Annotated in this window: 12 protein-coding genes and 2 pseudogenes; 6 read left to right on the top strand and 8 right to left on the bottom strand. The window is 68.8% G+C overall.

Annotation, left to right across the window (positions count from 1 at the left end):
* Window positions 1-391: 391 nt before the first annotated feature.
* The 5 genes from IEY79_RS30240 to IEY79_RS30260 all read right to left on the bottom strand — a co-directional run bounded on the left by IEY79_RS30240 (window position 392) and on the right by IEY79_RS30260 (window position 5,671).
* The gene (locus tag IEY79_RS30240; RefSeq protein WP_189110819.1) at window positions 392-1,648 is read right to left on the bottom strand and encodes an LAETG motif-containing sortase-dependent surface protein; all 1,257 of its coding nucleotides are present in this window, start codon (window positions 1,646-1,648) and stop codon (window positions 392-394) included.
* Window positions 1,649-1,725: 77 nt separating this feature from the next.
* On the bottom strand, window positions 1,726-1,989 hold the full coding sequence (locus IEY79_RS30245) for a hypothetical protein (RefSeq protein ID WP_189110820.1): 264 nt from the start codon (window positions 1,987-1,989) through the stop codon (window positions 1,726-1,728).
* Between the two features lie 136 nt (window positions 1,990-2,125).
* Window positions 2,126-3,154: an aldo/keto reductase gene (locus IEY79_RS30250; RefSeq protein WP_189110821.1), complete on the bottom strand. Its 1,029-nt coding sequence runs from the start codon at window positions 3,152-3,154 to the stop codon at window positions 2,126-2,128.
* Between the two features lie 449 nt (window positions 3,155-3,603).
* On the bottom strand, window positions 3,604-4,506 hold the full coding sequence (locus tag IEY79_RS30255) for an AraC family transcriptional regulator (RefSeq protein WP_189110822.1): 903 nt from the start codon (window positions 4,504-4,506) through the stop codon (window positions 3,604-3,606).
* Between the two features lie 172 nt (window positions 4,507-4,678).
* Entirely contained in the window at window positions 4,679-5,671 is a 993-nt protein-coding gene (locus IEY79_RS30260; RefSeq protein ID WP_189110823.1) for a LacI family DNA-binding transcriptional regulator, read from the bottom strand.
* A 332-nt stretch (window positions 5,672-6,003) separates the two neighbouring features.
* Here IEY79_RS30260 and IEY79_RS30265 point away from each other — a divergent pair, with 332 nt between their 5' ends.
* Together IEY79_RS30265 and IEY79_RS30270 are read left to right on the top strand one after the other, a co-directional pair.
* Complete coding sequence (locus IEY79_RS30265; RefSeq protein WP_189110824.1) at window positions 6,004-7,728, top strand: discoidin domain-containing protein; 1,725 nt, start codon at window positions 6,004-6,006, stop codon at window positions 7,726-7,728.
* Window positions 7,729-7,910: 182 nt separating this feature from the next.
* Window positions 7,911-9,281: a DUF1996 domain-containing protein gene (locus tag IEY79_RS30270; RefSeq protein WP_189110825.1), complete on the top strand. Its 1,371-nt coding sequence runs from the start codon at window positions 7,911-7,913 to the stop codon at window positions 9,279-9,281.
* A gap of 190 nt (window positions 9,282-9,471) precedes the next feature.
* Here the strand turns inward: IEY79_RS30270 and IEY79_RS30275 are convergent, their stop codons facing one another.
* A complete protein-coding gene (locus IEY79_RS30275; RefSeq protein WP_189110826.1) occupies window positions 9,472-9,957 on the bottom strand; it encodes an HIT family protein in 486 nt (161 codons plus the stop codon).
* Between the two features lie 99 nt (window positions 9,958-10,056).
* Between IEY79_RS30275 and IEY79_RS30280 the strand changes: the two genes are divergently transcribed.
* From IEY79_RS30280 to IEY79_RS30295, 4 genes are all read left to right on the top strand, one after another.
* A complete protein-coding gene (locus tag IEY79_RS30280) occupies window positions 10,057-10,662 on the top strand; it encodes a histidine phosphatase family protein (RefSeq protein ID WP_189110841.1) in 606 nt (201 codons plus the stop codon).
* 80 nt (window positions 10,663-10,742) lie between these two features.
* The gene (locus tag IEY79_RS30285; RefSeq protein ID WP_189110827.1) at window positions 10,743-11,618 is read left to right on the top strand and encodes a glycosyltransferase family 2 protein; all 876 of its coding nucleotides are present in this window, start codon (window positions 10,743-10,745) and stop codon (window positions 11,616-11,618) included.
* A 389-nt stretch (window positions 11,619-12,007) separates the two neighbouring features.
* Window positions 12,008-12,394 (top strand): hypothetical protein, encoded by a 387-nt coding sequence (locus tag IEY79_RS30290; protein ID WP_229701243.1) that lies wholly within the window; start codon window positions 12,008-12,010, stop codon window positions 12,392-12,394.
* On the top strand, window positions 12,391-15,282 hold the full coding sequence (locus IEY79_RS30295; protein ID WP_189110829.1) for a tetratricopeptide repeat protein: 2,892 nt from the start codon (window positions 12,391-12,393) through the stop codon (window positions 15,280-15,282). Before IEY79_RS30290 ends, IEY79_RS30295 begins: the two co-directional genes overlap by 4 nt.
* A gap of 304 nt (window positions 15,283-15,586) precedes the next feature.
* Here IEY79_RS30295 and IEY79_RS30300 read toward each other — a convergent pair.
* Window positions 15,587-15,838 (bottom strand): annotated as a pseudogene (locus IEY79_RS30300) (transposase family protein); the annotation flags it as partial.
* 250 nt (window positions 15,839-16,088) lie between these two features.
* Window positions 16,089-16,547: pseudogene (locus IEY79_RS30305) on the bottom strand (amylo-alpha-1,6-glucosidase); the annotation flags it as partial.
* Window positions 16,548-16,611 lie beyond the last annotated feature (64 nt).

The raw sequence follows: 16,611 nt of genomic DNA on the forward strand, positions 1-16,611 counted from the left end.
TCGCCAGACTGGCGAGGGGGCACGGTTGCCCGCTGTTGGGTGCTCTCTTGGTGGAGGTCGCGGTCGCAGGGTGTTGGCACCTGCGACCGGTCTGATCAACCACTTGCCGACCCTTTACCGACTTACCGAGCAGTAATCGGATCCTGTCACCGGGGCGGTGATCATGCCGGGTGCCGCCAGAACGCGATCAGGTGGGATGCGAATGGTGAAGGGCCTCGGGTATGTCCTGCCGAGTCGGCGGTGCGTGCTTTTCGTGTGGCCGGAAGTCCCAGCCGGCTCCCAGTGCGCTCTTGCGTCCTGATGGCGGCGTGGAGGAGGCGGAGCCGACCCTCCCCGCCGGCGCGGGGAGGGTCGGGAGCCGCAGGGGGCGGGGCCGCGTGTCGTCAGTCGGTCAGCTGTCGTGCCGCGCCCGGCGACGGCGTACGACGAGGACGGTGCCCGCGCCCATGACGACCGCTGCGGCGGCCACGCCCGCGATCGGGAGTGGGGCGGAGGAGGAGCCGGTCGTCGCGAGGTTGCCGCCGGTCGTGGCCGTACCGGCGCCGCCGGCCGACGACGGCCCGCCCGTCGAGCCAGACGAGCCCGTGGAACCCGTCGAGCCCGTGGAGCCGCCGCTTGATCCGCCGGTCGAGCCGCCGGTCGAGCCTGAGCCACCGTCCTGGCCGCCCGTCGTGCCCCCCTCCCCGCCGGTGACCTCCAGCGTGATGGGGGCCGTGTCGTTGGTCCTGTCGGGGTCGAACGGCAGCTTCCTGTTGCTCAACGCCACCGAGCCCTTGGCGCCCGCCACCTTCTTGTCGATCTTCAACTTGAAGGTGAAGGTCGCCGTCTCCAGGTGTTCCTGAGGGCGGGTCGTGAGGCCGCAGTCATACACCTTGCCCTTGGCCTTGCAGTAGAAGTCGGGCTTGACGACCGACGTTCCGGCGGGGGGTGTGACCAGGACGGAAGTCCACGGCGTCCCCGGCTTCGACCAGACCCAGCCAGGGCCGGTGTTGGTGAAAGTCGCCTTCATCGTCACCGTGTCGCCGGGCTTCCCCCGCAACGCCGCGCCCGTCACCTCGTAGTCGGCCGTGTTGACCGACGAGACGGGCACCCTGAACCGGTCCGCGGACCCCGTACCCCCGGTCGGCGACTCGATCAGTTCGATCTCCGGTGCGGTGCCCGGAGACGGGGTGCTGTTCTCGTCCGGTGACGGCTCGTAATCCGTGACGGTCACCCACATCTCGTCGTCGAAGGCGTGCTTCTCCGCCTTGACGGCGAACGGCTTCTGGGGCGTGTAGGCGACGCCCGGCTTCACCGCCTCGTCGAACGCGCAGATCGCGATCCACCGCTCGGGCATCTCGTCGTACGCACCGACGTACTGCTTCTGGCAGTTGGAGGGAACCTCCGGGAAGGCGAGACCCCGGGTGGCGGTGTACTTGATCCACACCTTCTCGACGGTCGTGCTGCCGTTGTTCACCACGGTGATCGGCAGGTCGACCGGGCTCCCCGGTGTCACTCCGGTGATCGGCTTGATGTCTGCGAGGGCCAGGGAGGGCGGCGCCTCGTCGCCCACGGCAGCGGGAGCGGCGCCCAGCGCGACAAGCCCTGCGGCACCGAGGGTGGCGACGGCGGAACGGGAGACGCGGCGCGGGTACGGCGAGGTCGGCATTGACGGAGTCCTCTGTCGGGAAAGTGCTGAACGGAATGTGTCTTTCAGGAGAACGGCCACCTGTACCCCCTAGACACCTACCGGCCCCGAACAGTTGCCCTCTCGTGCCGGATCTGGACCGCGCGGACGATCCATGCGGCCGACCGGCGACGTTCCTGGCCCATCGGCACGGCGTCGACCTCGACCACGCCGTACCGGCGGACCATGGACGAGCTCGACAGCTCGATCCGTGCCCAACTACCCGCACCCGAGGGGTGCACGGCGGTCTCCAGCGGTGCGACCCGGCACGAGGCGGTGGTGACGATGCGCTCCTGCCCGGCCGCGGATCGGTCGCCCTCCACCAGCAGCCACTGCCACCCGCGGCGTGTCCACGTACTCGTCGAAGTGCTCGGTCACGTGCCCGACCCGGCGCCCCGCAGATGCCGGCCAAGCGTCAGATCGTGCGCCGACCGGTCGGCCTCCCGATGATGCGGTCGTTCAGGCTGCGGAGCGCTGGGTGACCGGTCGCCGGCGCAGGCTCGCGTCGGTGACGGCCTGTGGGGTGTAGGCGACATCGTTGGGGCCGGCGTCGGTTCCGGGCGGGGCGATCTCGTCGATCCGGTCAAGGATCTCGTCGTCCAGGGTGACGTCGGCGCCGGCCAGGAGGTCGTCGAGTTGCTCCATGGTGCGTGGCCCGACGAGCGCCGAAGTGACGGCGGGGTGGGCTATCGCGAAGGCCATCGCGAGGTGGGTCATCGGCAGTCCCGCTTTCTCGGCGAGCGGGATCAGCTGTTCGACCACGTCGAGCTTGCGCTCGTCGCCGAAGTGCTGCGGCATGGTGCCGCCGCGGTGGGTGACGGCCTGCTTGCCCTTGCGGTAGCGGCCGGTGAGCAGACCCTGGCCGAGCGGGCTCCAGACCAGCGTGCCCATCCCGTAGCGCTGGGCGACTGGCAGCACCTCGTGCTCGATGCTCCGGTTGATGATCGAATACGGCGGCTGCTCGGTACGGAAACGCTCCAGGCCGCGCCGTTCGGCGACCCACTGCGCCTCGACGATGTCCGACGCCGGAAAGGTGGATGCGCCGATCGTGCGCACCTTGCCGCTGCGTACCAGGTCCGTCAGCGCCGACAGGGTCTCCTCCACGTCCACCGTCGGGTCGGGGCGGTGCACCTGGTAGAGGTCGAGGTGATCGGTCTGCAGGCGGCGCAGGGAGTTCTCGACCGATGTGACGATCCAGCGTCGTGAATTGCCCCGGTGATTGGGGTCGGCGCCCATCGGGTAGTGCACCTTGCTGGCGAGCACGACGTCGTCGCGGCGGCCCTTGAGCGCCTTGCCGACGATGATCTCCGACTCGCCGTTGGAGTACACGTCGGCGGTGTCGACGAAGTTGATTCCCGCGTCCAGGGCCCTGTGGATGATCCGGATCGAGTCGTCATGGTCGGGGTTTCCCATCGCCCCGAACATCATGGCGCCCAGGGCGTAGGGGCTGACCTGGATTCCCGTCCGGCCCAGCGTGCGGTACTTCATGTTTCTCTCCCTTGGAGCGTGGAGCTTTTCGGTGGGCGGCGATGCGGCTACGGCCGCGTCCGCGACTGCTCGTCGTCGAGCACGATCTCGACCAGAGGGCTGCTCGCGAGCCACTCATCAAGGTTCTGGCGTCGCGACCCGCGCCGCGATCTGGGGCTGGTTCCGCCTCAGATACCAGCGGCCGTCGATGTGGTGGAACCAGACCTCGATGCGACGGGGGGCGCCACTGCGCCTGCCCGTCGTGGTGATGTCGATGGTGCGTTCGGCCGCGGAAGAGCCGGCCCGATGTCGAGGGCGTGGACGACTGCGTCGTTCCGCCTCCCATGCCATGGGTTGGCCTGCTTGGAATGCATGGAAATTTCCATTACGTTCAGCAAATCAGCAGGCGCGGAGCAGGGGCTAGCAAGATCCTCTCGCGTCTTTGCCCAATCCTCTTTCGCGGAGGGAATTCACGGCAGCGCCGCAGCAGGCTTCGTTTCGCCGAGCAAGCGCGCAGCGTCGACGCTGGGCGGGGCGCCGAACTGGCGCCGGTACTCACGGCTGAACTGGGACAGACTCTCGTACCCGACACGCAGACCGACACCGGTGACGTCGTTCGGATGGTTGGCCAGGAGCAGTCTCGCGGACTGCAGCCGGATGTTCTTCTGGAACTGGATCGGGCTCATCGCCGTCACCGCCTGGAAGTTCCGGTGGAAGGCGGAGACACTCATCCCCGAGAGCCGCGCCACCTCCTCGACGCGGAACGGCTGGGTGTAGTTGTCCCGGATCCACTGCACGGCGCGCCTGACGTGCGTGAGACTGCTGTCGGCCACACCGAGTTGGCGGACAGCATCACCCTGTTCCCCGGTCATCAGCTGCCAGAGGATCTCGCGCTGGTACAGCGGGGTGAGTACCTTCCGATCCCGTGGACGATCGAGCAGGCGCAGCAGCCGCACGACGGCGTCGATGAGTTCGCCGGGGGCGTCGCTCACCGCGATCCCCGGTCGCGCTGAGCTGGGAGACCTTGGCAGATCCCCCGGGCCGGCCTGCAGCAGCAGGTCCGCGATGACGGCAGGTTCGAGAGTCATCCCGAAGCCGAGCGTGGGGCTGTCGGAACCAGTGTCCATGACATGTCCGGTCGCCGGAACGTCGACCGAGGCGACGAGATACTGGCCGGCCCGGTAGTCATGGAAGCGGTCACCCGACGCCAGACGCTTCCCACCCTGGGCGATCACCGCCAGCACCGTCCCGGACATCGAGGACTCCGGCCCGGCGGCGTGGTCGACCTTGCAGATCCGAACACCGTCGATCGCCGTGGTCAGATCGGGACGGGCATGCCGATCCATCAGGGCGCGGAGCTCGTCCAGAGACATGTCACGATTACAGCATAAAAGCCGCGGCAATCGCCCATCGCTAAGAGGATCGTGCAAAAGAATGCGACTTTCGTGAAAGGCACGGTGCCGTTGATCTTCTGAGGCAGGCTGCGGACCGTCCCCGGTCGGGGCGGATCTGCTCGACGGATTCGCCGTTCGCCCGGCCGCGAAGTCAGGTCGATTCGCGCACCACGAGTTCATTCGGCATGATCACCGGCCCTGTGGGGCCGCCGTCGATCAGGCCGAGGAGCAGGTGGACGGTGGCGGTCGCCTGGTCGGCCATCGGGCTGCGTACCGAAGTGAGCGCGGGACTGGTGTAGGACGCGGCCTCTATGTCGTCGAAGCCGATGACCGCCACGTCGTCGGGGACACGTCGGCCTGCTTGATGGAGGGTGCGCAGGGCTCCGATCGCCATCAGGTCGTTGGCCGCGAACACCGCGTCGAGATCGGGATCGTCCTCCAGGAGCTGCCGCATGGCTTCGGCGCCGGAGGCTCTGGTGAAGTCGCCCAGTGCCACGATGGAGCGACGGCCGGTGTCACGCAGCGTCCGGCGGTAGCCGTCGAGACGCTCACGCGCCTCGTACAGTTCGAGTGGCCCGGTGATGGTGGCGATCCGGCGCCGACCGCGCTCCAGGAGATGACGCACCGCCAGAGCCGCTCCGCCGGCGTTGTCCAGCGCCACGTACGGGACGTCCTGTGCGGAGGTGCGGTTGAACGACACGACGGGCAGGCCCTGCCTGGCCAGGGCGCCCGGCAGGGGATCCGTACCGTGCAGGGCGACCAGGAGCACGCCGTCCACATGCCCGCCGGCGATGTACTCCACCACTCTGGTGCGGCTCTGGTCCGATTCCGCCAGCATGAGCACAAGCCGTTTGCCCGCTGTCTCAAGTTCTCTGCTGATGGCGCGGACCACGGCGGAGAAGAGGGGGTCGTCGGAGATGACTCCTTGAGGCGGGTCGGAGACCACCACGGCGAGCGTGTCGGTGCGGCGGGTGACGAGATTGCGTGCCGCCCCGTTGGGCACGTAGCCCAACTCCTGCACGGCGCGCATGACGACGTCCCGGATCTGCGGGGCGACCGTCGTCTCGCCGTTGATGACGCGGGAGACGCTCGATTTGGACACGCCCGCCCGCGCGGCGACCACTTCAAGAGTGGGGCGTTTCATACCTGTCCGTCCCCTGTGCCGCCGCCTGGGTTCATGCGCGGAGCGGGTTTTCTCATCGGGGCGACCTCCGGCTCTGCGTCATGACGATATGAGCAGCGTATCCGCAGGCCGGGGCGGCATGACCATGCTCGGGAGCGCGTCCCCCTCAGTGCCACCCCGGCGGCTTTCGATGTGCCACCCGTGCCTGTGAGAGACCGCTCCCTCTGCCTGTCGTAGGTGTCAAGTCGCTGTTTTTTCAAGGTGAAAGAGCTCTTGACAGCCTTTACTGCCGTCTCCATTCTCCCTCTCAGGGAGCGCTCCCTCACCTCCCCCCGCCGTTTGAGGAGTCGCCCATGCGATCACTGCTGCGCCGCTTCAACTTATTCCTGGCCCTCGCGGCCTCACTGCTCGCTTTTGTCGCTCTCCCCGCCCCCTCCGCTCAGGCGGCGGAGGTCCTGCTCTCCCAGGGAAAGTCCGCCACCGCGTCGAGTACCGAGGGAGCCTTCAGCGCGCGGAGCGCCGTCGACGGCGACCCCGGGACGCGCTGGTCCAGTGCCTTCGCCGACCCGCAGTGGATTCAGATCGACCTCGGGGCAAGTGCCGAGATCAGCCGGGTCGTCCTCAACTGGGAAGCCGCGTACGGCAGGGCGTTCAGGATCGAGGTGTCGAGCGACGCCCAGAACTGGACAACCGTCCACCAGACGGCCACGAGCACGGGCGGCACCCAGAACCTGGCCGTCTCCGGCACCGGCCGCTATGTGCGCATGTACGGAACGCAGCGCGCCACCGCCTACGGCTTCTCGCTGTGGGAGTTCCAGGTGTACGGCGCCGCCGGCACCGGTGGTCCCGGCGGCGGCGACAGCACCCTGCTCTCCTACGGCAGGCCGGGAGCGGCGTCCTCCTCCCAGGCCGACGGGAACTGCTGGGAATGCACACCGGCCAGGGCCTTCGACCGGGACCCGGCCTCCCGCTGGGCCACCAGCGCCACTACCGGATGGACCGATCCCGGCTGGATCTCCGTCGACCTCGGCGCGACGGCGCAGATCGACAAGGTCGTGCTGCAGTGGGATCCCGCCTATGCCAAGTCCTTCCAGATCCAGGTCTCGCCGAACGGGACCGACTGGACGCCGATCTACTCGACAACCGCCGGCACCGGCTTCAAACAGACCCTCGCCGTCTCCGGCACCGGCCGCTACGTGCGCATGTACGGAACGCAGCGCGCCACCCCTTACGGCTACTCGCTGTGGGAGTTCCAGGTGTACGGCACCGGCGGCGATCCGATACAGCCTCCGCCTCTGCCGAGCGACCCCGCGAACCCGCCGCGACTGGTGTGGGGCGACGACTTCGACGGCGCCGCGGGCGCCAGGCCCGACCCCTCGAAGTGGCGGCCCGATCCGGGCACCGGGCCGAACAACGAGCTGGAGTACTACACCGACAACCGCAACGCCGCACTCGACGGGGCGGGACACCTGGTGATGGAGGCACGCAAGGAGGTCACCGCAGGATCTTCGTGCCCGCGTGACCCGTTGAGCGGCAGCACCACCTGTCAGTACACCTCGGCGCGGATGAACACCGGCGCGACGTTCCAGTTCACCTACGGGCGAGTCGAAGCACGCATCAAGGTGCCCAAGGGCAACGGTCTGTGGCCCGCGTTCTGGATGATGGGCGGCGACTTCCTGACGGGCCGGCCGTGGCCGTACAACGGCGAGATCGACATCGTGGAGGTCCTCGGCAAGGACGTGAAGACCGCCTACTCGACCGTCCACGCGCCCGCCTACAACGGCGGAGGCGGAATCGGCGCGCCGTACACGCTTCCCGGGAACGCCGACTTCTCCGACGACTTCCACACCTGGGCCGCCGACTGGAACAGCAAAGGCATCACGTACAGCCTGGACGGCCGGACGGTCTTCTCCCTCGACAAGGACCAGGTGGAGCAGACACGCGGGCCGTGGATCTTCGACCACCCCCACTACATGATCCTCAACCTGGCGGTCGGAGGTGACTGGCCGGGCCCGACCGACGCCAGCACCCCCTTCCCGTCCAAGATGCTCGTCGACTACGTGCGGGTCTATCAGTAGCCCCCGGCCCCCCGCCTTCCAGCGTTCGCGAAGTTCCGGGCCGCTCCGTCCGCTCCCTCGGGGCGGCCCGGGACTCCCGCGTCATGCGGCGGGCACCGGCCGCTGTCCGGCCGCCGCTCTTCCGATCGCTCCGCTCCGGCAAGAAGAAGGCCCTTCACCCCCGATGTCCGTGAGGAAGTGAGATGCGTAGAGATCCCGCACATCTGTACACACTGTTGGTGAACGCCCTGGTGGTCGTGCTGGCCGCCGCCCTGAGCCTGACCGTCTCGACCCAGCAGGCCCAGGCCGCGGCGGTCACCGTCCAGGCCGAGTCCTACGCGGCCCAGTCAGGCGTCGCGTTGGAGGCGACCTCGGACACCGGGGGCGGGCAGAACGCCTCGTATCTCGCCGACGGCGACTGGATGCGCTTCGACAACGTCGACCTCGGCGCGGCCGGCCGGCTGACCGTGTCGGCCCGGATCGCTTCCGCCGTCGGCTCGGGAACGTTGGAGTTGCGCACCGCGAGCCTGACCGGACCGCTGCTCGCGGTCATGCCGATCTCCCCGACCGGCGGTTGGCAGACCTGGGCGACCAGGACCACCCAGGTCACCACTCACCCCACCGGCTCGCAGACGGTGTTCGCCGTGCTGCGTGGCACGACACCCGGTGACTTCGTCAACATCAACTGGTTCTCGTTCACCGGCGAGGGGGACAGCACAGCCGCTGGATGGGTCCCCGTCGACCAGGCCAAGTGGAACGCTCAGTTGGCGCAGTTCCGTGCGATGACGCCGGCCGCGGTGCCCGCCGGTGTGGTCCGGGTTCCGGAGTTCAACGCCACCTGCACCTACAGCCACTCCAAGCCGGACGACCCCATCGTCTTTCCGGGCCTTCCCGGCGCGTCCCACATGCACAGCTTCTTCGGCAACAAGAGCACCGACGCGTTCTCAACGACCGAGTCCCTGCTTGCCAATGCGCCGACAAGTTGCACCCCTGCCAACGACCTCTCCGCGTACTGGATCCCCACCCTCTACGAGAACGACAAGGCCGTCGAGCCCGAGGGCATGATCGTTTACTACGGTTCCCGGCTCCCCGACCCCTCAGTGACGGTGCCCTTCCCACAGGGTTTCCGCATGATCGCGGGTGACGCCAGGGCGCAGACGCCCACCCCGGCAGGATCGCCGGGCCAGTTCTGGTGCGCCGGCGAGGGCGGCGAGACCGGCAGAAGTGCCGACGGCAACTGGCCGGTCTGCGCCCCGAAGGCCCACCTCACCCACCAACTCGTCTTCCCCGACTGCTGGGACGGCAAGAATCTCGACAGTCCGGACCACAAGTCGCACGTGGCGTTCACCTACGACGGCAAGTGCAGCGGCGCCTACCCCGTCGCGATCCCCAACCTCTCGTTCGTCACCAGCTACCCGACCAGCGGCAGCACCCAGGGCTTCCGGCTGGCATCGGGCATGCCATCGTCCATCCACGGTGACTTCTTCAACGCCTGGGACAACGCCGCTCTCGGACATCGAGTGAAGGACTGCATCACCCAAAGGGCCAAGTGCAACTCCGCGGGCACGTTCTGACCCTTGTGGTCGGCATGCGCCGCGGCCATGGCGCTGTTGGCTGTCGGCTGCACCGCGCAGCCGACGGCCGGCACGTCGCCGACGCCCCACCTGGGCGCCCCCCCAAGACTGGCATGGGCTGCGGCCCGTCGCGCAGAACCAGGAACTGACGGCCGCGGCCGATCAGCGCCTCACGAGATCGGGCTCCGGCTCAGATTCCGTGGTTTGGTCGCTGGGCGTTCGGATGCCCATGCAGATGAGTTCGGAGAGAGTGGGCTATTTGGTCCGCCTGGTCAGTCGTTACGCGCTCCCGCTCCGGCCTCCGAAGCAGCTCGAAAATGCCCGGCCCACGATGCTCCGGTCGCAGATCCGCCATGCGCGGCACGATGTGGAAGTGCACGTGCGCGAAGCCTTCGGCTTCGGCAAATTGAACGACGTACGTCTTGGCGCACCCACTCACGCTCCGAAGCGCGCGGGACAGCGCGACCTGCCACACTCCTAGGGCGGATGCCTCAGCGTTGCTGAGCTCGTGGACTGCTACGACGTGGCGTCGAGGCAGCAGCACCAGCCAGCCCGGCAGCGCGGTGTTGAAGTCGTGGGCCACCCGCCAGTGCTGGTCATGTGCCACGCACTCGCGTGGTGGAAGATCGTCGAACTCTGCTTCTTTGCTGCATGCGTAGCAGTCGAGAGTCGTCATGAACTGGGATCGTAGAACTGTCTCGCTGCGAAATGCCTACTCTCTTCGGTCAGCCGACAGCTCCGTGGCGGCCGTTGGCCGCGTCGTGGAAATGCATGTCTGGGATGGTGCGCGAGGCACCTTGATGCCGTCCGGCACGGGCAGAGCACGGCCAATGTCGCCTTCTCCGCCGCCGAGATGTCCGGTTCCACCGAGCCGGTACGGGGCCGCGACCGGGATGTCCCGCTGTCCGAACTAGGCGCCGCGCAGTCGTCCTTGCTGGGCAATTGGCTGGCCGGACAGCCTCCCGGAAGGGAGCCGGATCTGGTGGTGTGCTCGCCCTACCTGCGTGCGTGGCAGACCTGGGACGTGATGGCCGACCGCGCTGCCAACCTCGGCAAGGCGCGGTTGCACGCGCTGGTGGACGAGCGGCTTCGCGACCGCGAGATGGGTGTCTTCGAACTGCACCCGCCTGCCGCCCTGCACGCCCGCTCCCCCGAGGAGGCCGCCCGCCGCGAGGTGCTGGGCGAGTGGTGCTACCGGCCGCCTGGCGGCGAGGCGTTCACCGATGTCGCCGTACGGGTCGGGCAGTTCGTCTCCGACCTGGGCCGCGCCGCCCCCGGGCGGCGGGTCCTGATCGTGGCGCACGACGGCGTGATCATCGCCCTGCGCCACGTGGCAATCCGGCAGAAGGCCCACCGCCTCGGCGGGCTCGTCGCCCGATAGACGCACCTCGATGTCGGTCAACGCCAGCCGCGGATCACCACTACCATCGGCTCGTTCGCCGACCACTGGAGTCTGCCCCTATGTCGCTGCCGCGTCTCGGAGTCGTCATCGTCACCATGGGCACTCGCCCGCAGGAGCTGCGGGACCTGCTGGCCTCCGTGGAGAAGCAGGATGCGCCCGCCACCCGAGTGGTCCTGGTCGGTAACGCGACACCCCTCACGGACGTCACGGCGGACGTGACCAAGACCCCGCTTGAGGCGAACCTGGGCTGCCCCGGCGGCCGCAACGTCGGGCTGAAGACGCTGCGCGAATCGGGCGAGGTCGATGTCGTCATTGAGCTGGACGACGACGGGCTGCTCATCGCCGACGACGTGTTCCGCAAGGTCCAGCAGTTGTTCGCGGCGGATCCCAAGTTGGGGATCATCGGATTCCGGGTCGCGGACGAACACGGACACACAGAGCGTCGCTGGGTACCCCGGCTGCGTGCGGATGACCCGATGCGCCGTGGACTGGTGACCGCCTTCCTCGGCGGGGGCCACGCCTTCTCGGTTCCCATGCTCAATCGGATCGGCGACTGGGCCGGCGAGTTCTTCTTCGGGCATGAAGAGACCGACCTCGCCTGGCGTGCCCTGGACGACGGCTGGAAGATCCTTTACGAACCCGAACTTGTCCTCCAGCACCCCAAGACCTCTCCGGCCCGGCATGCCGTCTACTACCGATTCACGGCACGCAACCGGGTGTGGCTTGCGCGCCGCCGGCTCCCGCTCCCGCTTGTTCCGGTGTATCTGGGCGTCTGGACCCTCCTCACCTTGGCGCGGATCAGGTCCGCGACGGGCCTGAAGGCATGGTGCGGCGGGTTCATGGAAGGTGTGCGGACTCGGTGCGGGCCCCGCAAGCCCATGAAGTGGCGCACCGTGTGGCGGATGACTCGCTTGGGACGGCCTCCGCTGATCTGATCGTCAAGACAGCGGCCCCAGCCGATGTCGGGTTCTGCTCCTCATCGAGCACTCCACCGGTTACCCGTCCGGAAGACTGTGCCGGAGTGGGACAGCATCGAAGAGGTGCACCCTGCCACGCCCGCGCGTAGGTCGGCCTGGACGATCGCGGTGATGCGGTACGAGCGGCGCCTTGACCTGTCGGTGGCTGCGGCCGACAGCTCAAGGTAGCCGGTCCAGGTGCGGCTGTGCCGGCCGCCGCATCTGGGGTCCGCATGCTGGTCTGCCCCTGTTCGTCGACCGACATTCTGCCTGAACTCAGCGCGGATCGGCGCGAGTCGGGCCATCATGGGTGGGTGAACGGATCGAGGCGCGTGTGGATGTGGGCTGGAGTTGTACTGGGGATCTCCGTGGCTGTGGCCCTGGTACTCGTCGCCGTTCTGGTGGATCTCGACACCGGCGACCGGGTGGCGAGCGTCGCGGGGGCGGTGACAGGTCTGGCCGGATTCACGGTGGCTCTGGTCGCACTCCTCCGGGAGCCCGCGGCTGCTGTCGAGCCCGCGGTCGCCGCATCGGGTGAACGGGCCATCGGCATTGGCGGCGGAGTGCGGGGGGTCCTCTCCACCGGGGACAACGCCACGCTGAGCGCTCCCGCTGCCGGCCCGGCGGCTCCCGCCCCATCGGGCGGTCCACCGACACCGGGCCCGGTCAGCGCGGCCGGCGACCGCGCGATTGTGATCGGAGCCGACCTGGACGGCGTCGCGTCAACCGGCGACGACGCTTCGACGCCCCCTTGAGCGAGGCCACTGCCCCCGTACCGGAGCGCGCTGAAAACCGTGACCCCGATACCCGCCGCCCCGGGCCCGCCGCGCTGACGGCGGGTTCACGGTCCGCCGCCCCTGTCACTGCTTCGGGACCGCGTTCGGTCGCCATCGGCGGCGACAACCTCGGGATCGTCTCGACGGGCGACGGGGTGACGATCCACCTGGAGAGCCACCCCTACGGACCCGCTCCGACGGCGCTGGCCTCTCTGCCCCCGAAACCGGCAGGATTCACGGGCCGCGACAAGGAACTGACCGTCCTGATGGAGCTGCTCCGGCCGACCGTCGGCGCCGAACCCCGCCAGGTTCGCGCCATCAGCGGTGCGACGGCCGCCCCCGCTGACAACGGCGTATGTGAAACCAGTGCAGTGGTGGTCGCAGCGGTGGCAGGAACTGCGGGCGTCGGAAAGACGTCACTCGTCGTGGCTGCCGGCCACCTCGCCGCGCAGCTGGGGTATGTCGACGCCTTCCTCTTCATCGACCTGCGCGGGTACGACACGGCGCCGGTCCTGCCGGCCCAGGCGCTGGACGCGCTGCTGCGCTCCCTGGGCATCGAGGACGCGCACATCCCACCCACACTGGAGGAACGCGCCTCCCTGTACCGTTCCCAGCTCGAGGCCATGGCCGTCAGCGGCTCGACCGTGCTGGTTATCGCTGACAATGCCTCCACGCCCCAGCAGGTCCGCCCCCTCCTGCCGGGCAACGACTCGCACCGGCTCCTCGTGACGTCCCGGCATACGCTGCCGACTCTCGGCGCCCGCCTGCTGGACCTCGACGTCCTCACTCCCTCCAGCGCCCTGCGGCTGCTCGACACCGCTCTGCGGATCGCCGATCCGGCCGACACTCGCGCCGTACTTCAGGAGGTGGACGCCCTGGCTCTCGCAGGCCTGTGCGGACATCTGCCCCTGGCTCTGCAAATCGCCGCCGCTCTACTCATCGACGACCCGCAACAGCACTTCGGGCAGCTGGCCGCCGAACTGGCTTGCACCACCAGCCCCCTGGATCACCTGGACGATGGCGAACGCGCTCTGCGCTCCTCGCTGGATCTGTCCTTCCAGTCGTTGACCGAAGCCCAGGCCGACTCCTTCCGGCGACTGGCACTGAACCCCGGGCCCGACATCTCCACCACCGATGCCGCGCTTCTCCTGGAGCGCGGCGACCGGGAGACCCGCGCACTCCTGGGCGCCCTGACCCGGGCGCATCTCCTCGTTCGGGGCGTGGTGAGGGACCGGTGGCACATGCTCGACCTCATCCGTGCCTACGCTCAGGAACTGGCCGACCGGTACTCCACGACGACTGACGTCTACCGCCGGGTCCAGCGCCTGCTGTTCGACCACCGCGTCGCCACCGTGAAAGCGGCCGACGGCCATCTCACGGCATTCACCGGACAACCCGTGCCGCAGGTCTTCGCCGGGGAGCGGCAGGCGCTGGACTGGTTGGACGCCGAACGGGCCAACCTCCTGGCCACCGTCGAAGCGGCCCACCTGCTCGGTCACCACGACCTGGCCCGCCGTCTCCCGGCGTTGCTTGCCGAGTACCTCGAACGGGGCCGCTACATCGACGAATGGGTGGCCGCTGCCACCACCGCGCTCGCTTCCGCACGGGTTCTCCCGGTCCGGAGGGACGAGGCCGCGGCCTGGATCTGTCTGGGCGCCGCCCTCGACGGAGCACGGCGGTTCCACGAGGCGGTCGAGGCCCACCGGCAGGGTCTGATCATCAGCCAGGAGATCGAGGACCGGGAACTCGAAGGCGTGGCGTTGTCCAACCTCGGCTGTGCCCTGCTCGAACTGGGCGCATACGAAGAGGCGGCCGGCGTGCACCGGCGGGACTTGGCGATCTGCCAGGAGATCAACGACTTGAGCGGGGAGGGCAAGGCATGGCACAACCTCGGCAATGTGATGCGCCACCTGAGACGCTTCGACGAGGCCCTCCACGGCCATCAAAGGGACCTGGACATCTGCCGGTCCCTCGGCGACCGGCGCGGTGAGGGCGCGGCGTGGCAGTGCCTCGGCGCCGTTCTCACCGAAGTCCGCAGGTTCGACGAGGCGGTCGACGCTCTGGAGGAAGCGCTGGCGCTCTTCGTGGCGACGGAGGACAGATTCGCCGAAGCCGGCGCGCTGACTGATCTGGGTGTCGTGTTCCGCGAGACGAGGCGTTACGAGGAGGCAGCCGAGACGCACCGCGAAGTCCGCGCGATCTACGAGGAGTTCGATGACGCGCACGGTGTGTCCTGCGCATGGGGCAACCTCGGCAGGGCTCTCACGGGTCTGGGTGAATTCGAGGCGGCGCTGGACGCGCACCGAAGATCCCTGCGCATGTGTCAGGAGGCGGGGGACCGGTTGGGTGAGGCGGGGGCATGGTGCAACATCGGCGTCACACATTCCGCGGCCGGACAGTTCCCCGAGGCCATCGAGGCACATCTGCGCGACCTGGCTCTGTGCCTGCAGGAGGAGGACCGGTCACGTGAAGGCGCCGCATGGAACGGGCTCGGTATCGCTTACACCGGCGTCGGAAGGTTCGACGAGGCCGTCGAAGCCCACATGCGTGACATCGCCATCTGCCGGGAGACCGAGGACCAGTACGGCGAGGGTACGACCTGGAACGACCTCGGCGCCCCCCTTGCCGCATCAGGGAAGTATGACGAGGCGGCAGAGGCCCATCGGCATGCCATCGGCTTGTTCCGGAGAACGAACGCCCCGTACGAGGAGGGCGAGGCGTTCGCGCGCCTCGCGGCGGCACTGGCGTCGGACGTGCAGGACCGAGGCAAGGTCCGTGCCGCCTGGGAGGCCTCGGCCGCTGCCTTCACCACGGCGGGCGCCGATCCCGAGGCAGCCGCGTCCCGGGGTGCCGCAGCAGCGGTCTGACCGGAGCCGAAGCCCCGCTCCGGTACGCAGTGCTGCGAAGGGAAGGGTGGTTGTCGTTTCTCCGGTACGGCTGACGTCCTCCATCAGGGTGACGGCCCTCCCGTTCGGTCCGTGATCGGGCTGAGCCGTCGGTGACCCGGCCGTGTGCCGGCCACTCCTGTCCCGGCCACTCACCACCGCCGGGCGCGCGGCTCGCCACGACCGGCGTTCGGCTCCGGCCGAGCCGCTCCACGCGCCCTACGTGAGTGCGCTACTTGACGAATCCGGCGGAGGGCGCTGATAGCCAGATACAGAGTGGGTACAGCTCAACGAGTGCGCGGATCCTGGCGTGGGACCGGCGGACCGTGCCGTCGGAGCCGCGCTGGCCCTTGTCAGCCCAGCATGTGACGTCGGCTCGGGCGAGGGCGTCGATGACGCCGTGCTCCCGGGCCGCGCGTACGTCGTGGACGGCCCCGGGCAGAGCCGCTGAGTCCCATAGCGGTCTTCCGAAGGGGTCGGCGAGGACCTGCACGTTCATGCCGCGCTTCTTGTGCATGCCCGAGTAGAAGGGGCTGTCCACCACGCACCACTGAACGCCACAACCCGAAGCCCGGCGCCCGCTGAAGACCACTACTCCGTCACACTCGGTGTCCCGGGACCGGTTGCCCAGCAACGCGGGAGCGACCTGGGCGCCGTCCTTGGTGAGCTGTTGCCAGACCTGTGCAGGCCGTCGCGGACCTTACTCGGGTGCTCTCCGCGCCGAGCGGTGGTGAGCCGGATCCCTGAGTGCGCGGTTGCGGGCCAAGGGGTGAGGACCCGCGGCACCGTCAGGCCTCGGCGGCCCGGCGGGCCGTGAGCAGGGCCAGCGGGGTGGTTGCCGCCCAGGCCTGCGGCGAGCAGGAGTGCGGGTACGGGATGAGTCCGTGGCCGTCCTGCCTGGGATGGCCCGCGATGACTTCCGGCAGCCGGTGGCCGTGGGCCGCCGCCGCGTCGAGCAGGCCGTCGCTCACCCGTGCCGCTTCGTCGTGGAGTCCGTGGCGGGCGAGTCCGAGTGCGATGACGGCGTTGTCGTGGGGCCAGATGGAGCCCCGGTGGTAGGAGAGCGGGTGGTACGGCGGCTGGCCCGCCGCCAGGGTGCGGATGCCCCAGCCCGAGAAGAAGTCGGGCTCCAGCAGCCGGCGGCCCACGATCCGGCCGCGCTCGTCGTCGACGATGCCCGACCACAGCAGGTGTCCGGCGTCCGAGGCCAGCGCGTCGACCTGGCGTCCCGCCCCGTCGAGGGCTAGGTTCTGTCGTCAAATGTCACGCCCACATCAGGAGTGATGCGAGGGTGACAGCTGCTTCGTAGGA

It is taken from the genome of Streptomyces camponoticapitis, from assembly GCF_014646115.1.
Lineage (GTDB): Bacteria > Actinomycetota > Actinomycetes > Streptomycetales > Streptomycetaceae > Streptomyces > Streptomyces camponoticapitis.

What these genes read in the sequence shown, in the direction of transcription:
- IEY79_RS30240 (WP_189110819.1), bottom strand. Translation starts at nt 1,648, where the DNA reads ATGCCGACCTCGCCGTACCCGCGCCGCGTCTCCCGTTCCGCCGTCGCC.
- IEY79_RS30250 (WP_189110821.1), bottom strand. Translation starts at nt 3,154, where the DNA reads ATGAAGTACCGCACGCTGGGCCGGACGGGAATCCAGGTCAGCCCCTAC.
- IEY79_RS30255 (WP_189110822.1), bottom strand. Translation starts at nt 4,506, where the DNA reads ATGTCTCTGGACGAGCTCCGCGCCCTGATGGATCGGCATGCCCGTCCC.
- IEY79_RS30260 (WP_189110823.1), bottom strand. Translation starts at nt 5,671, where the DNA reads ATGAAACGCCCCACTCTTGAAGTGGTCGCCGCGCGGGCGGGCGTGTCC.
- IEY79_RS30265 (WP_189110824.1), top strand. Translation starts at nt 6,004, where the DNA reads ATGCGATCACTGCTGCGCCGCTTCAACTTATTCCTGGCCCTCGCGGCC.
- IEY79_RS30270 (WP_189110825.1), top strand. Translation starts at nt 7,911, where the DNA reads ATGCGTAGAGATCCCGCACATCTGTACACACTGTTGGTGAACGCCCTG.
- IEY79_RS30275 (WP_189110826.1), bottom strand. Translation starts at nt 9,957, where the DNA reads ATGACGACTCTCGACTGCTACGCATGCAGCAAAGAAGCAGAGTTCGAC.
- IEY79_RS30285 (WP_189110827.1), top strand. Translation starts at nt 10,743, where the DNA reads ATGTCGCTGCCGCGTCTCGGAGTCGTCATCGTCACCATGGGCACTCGC.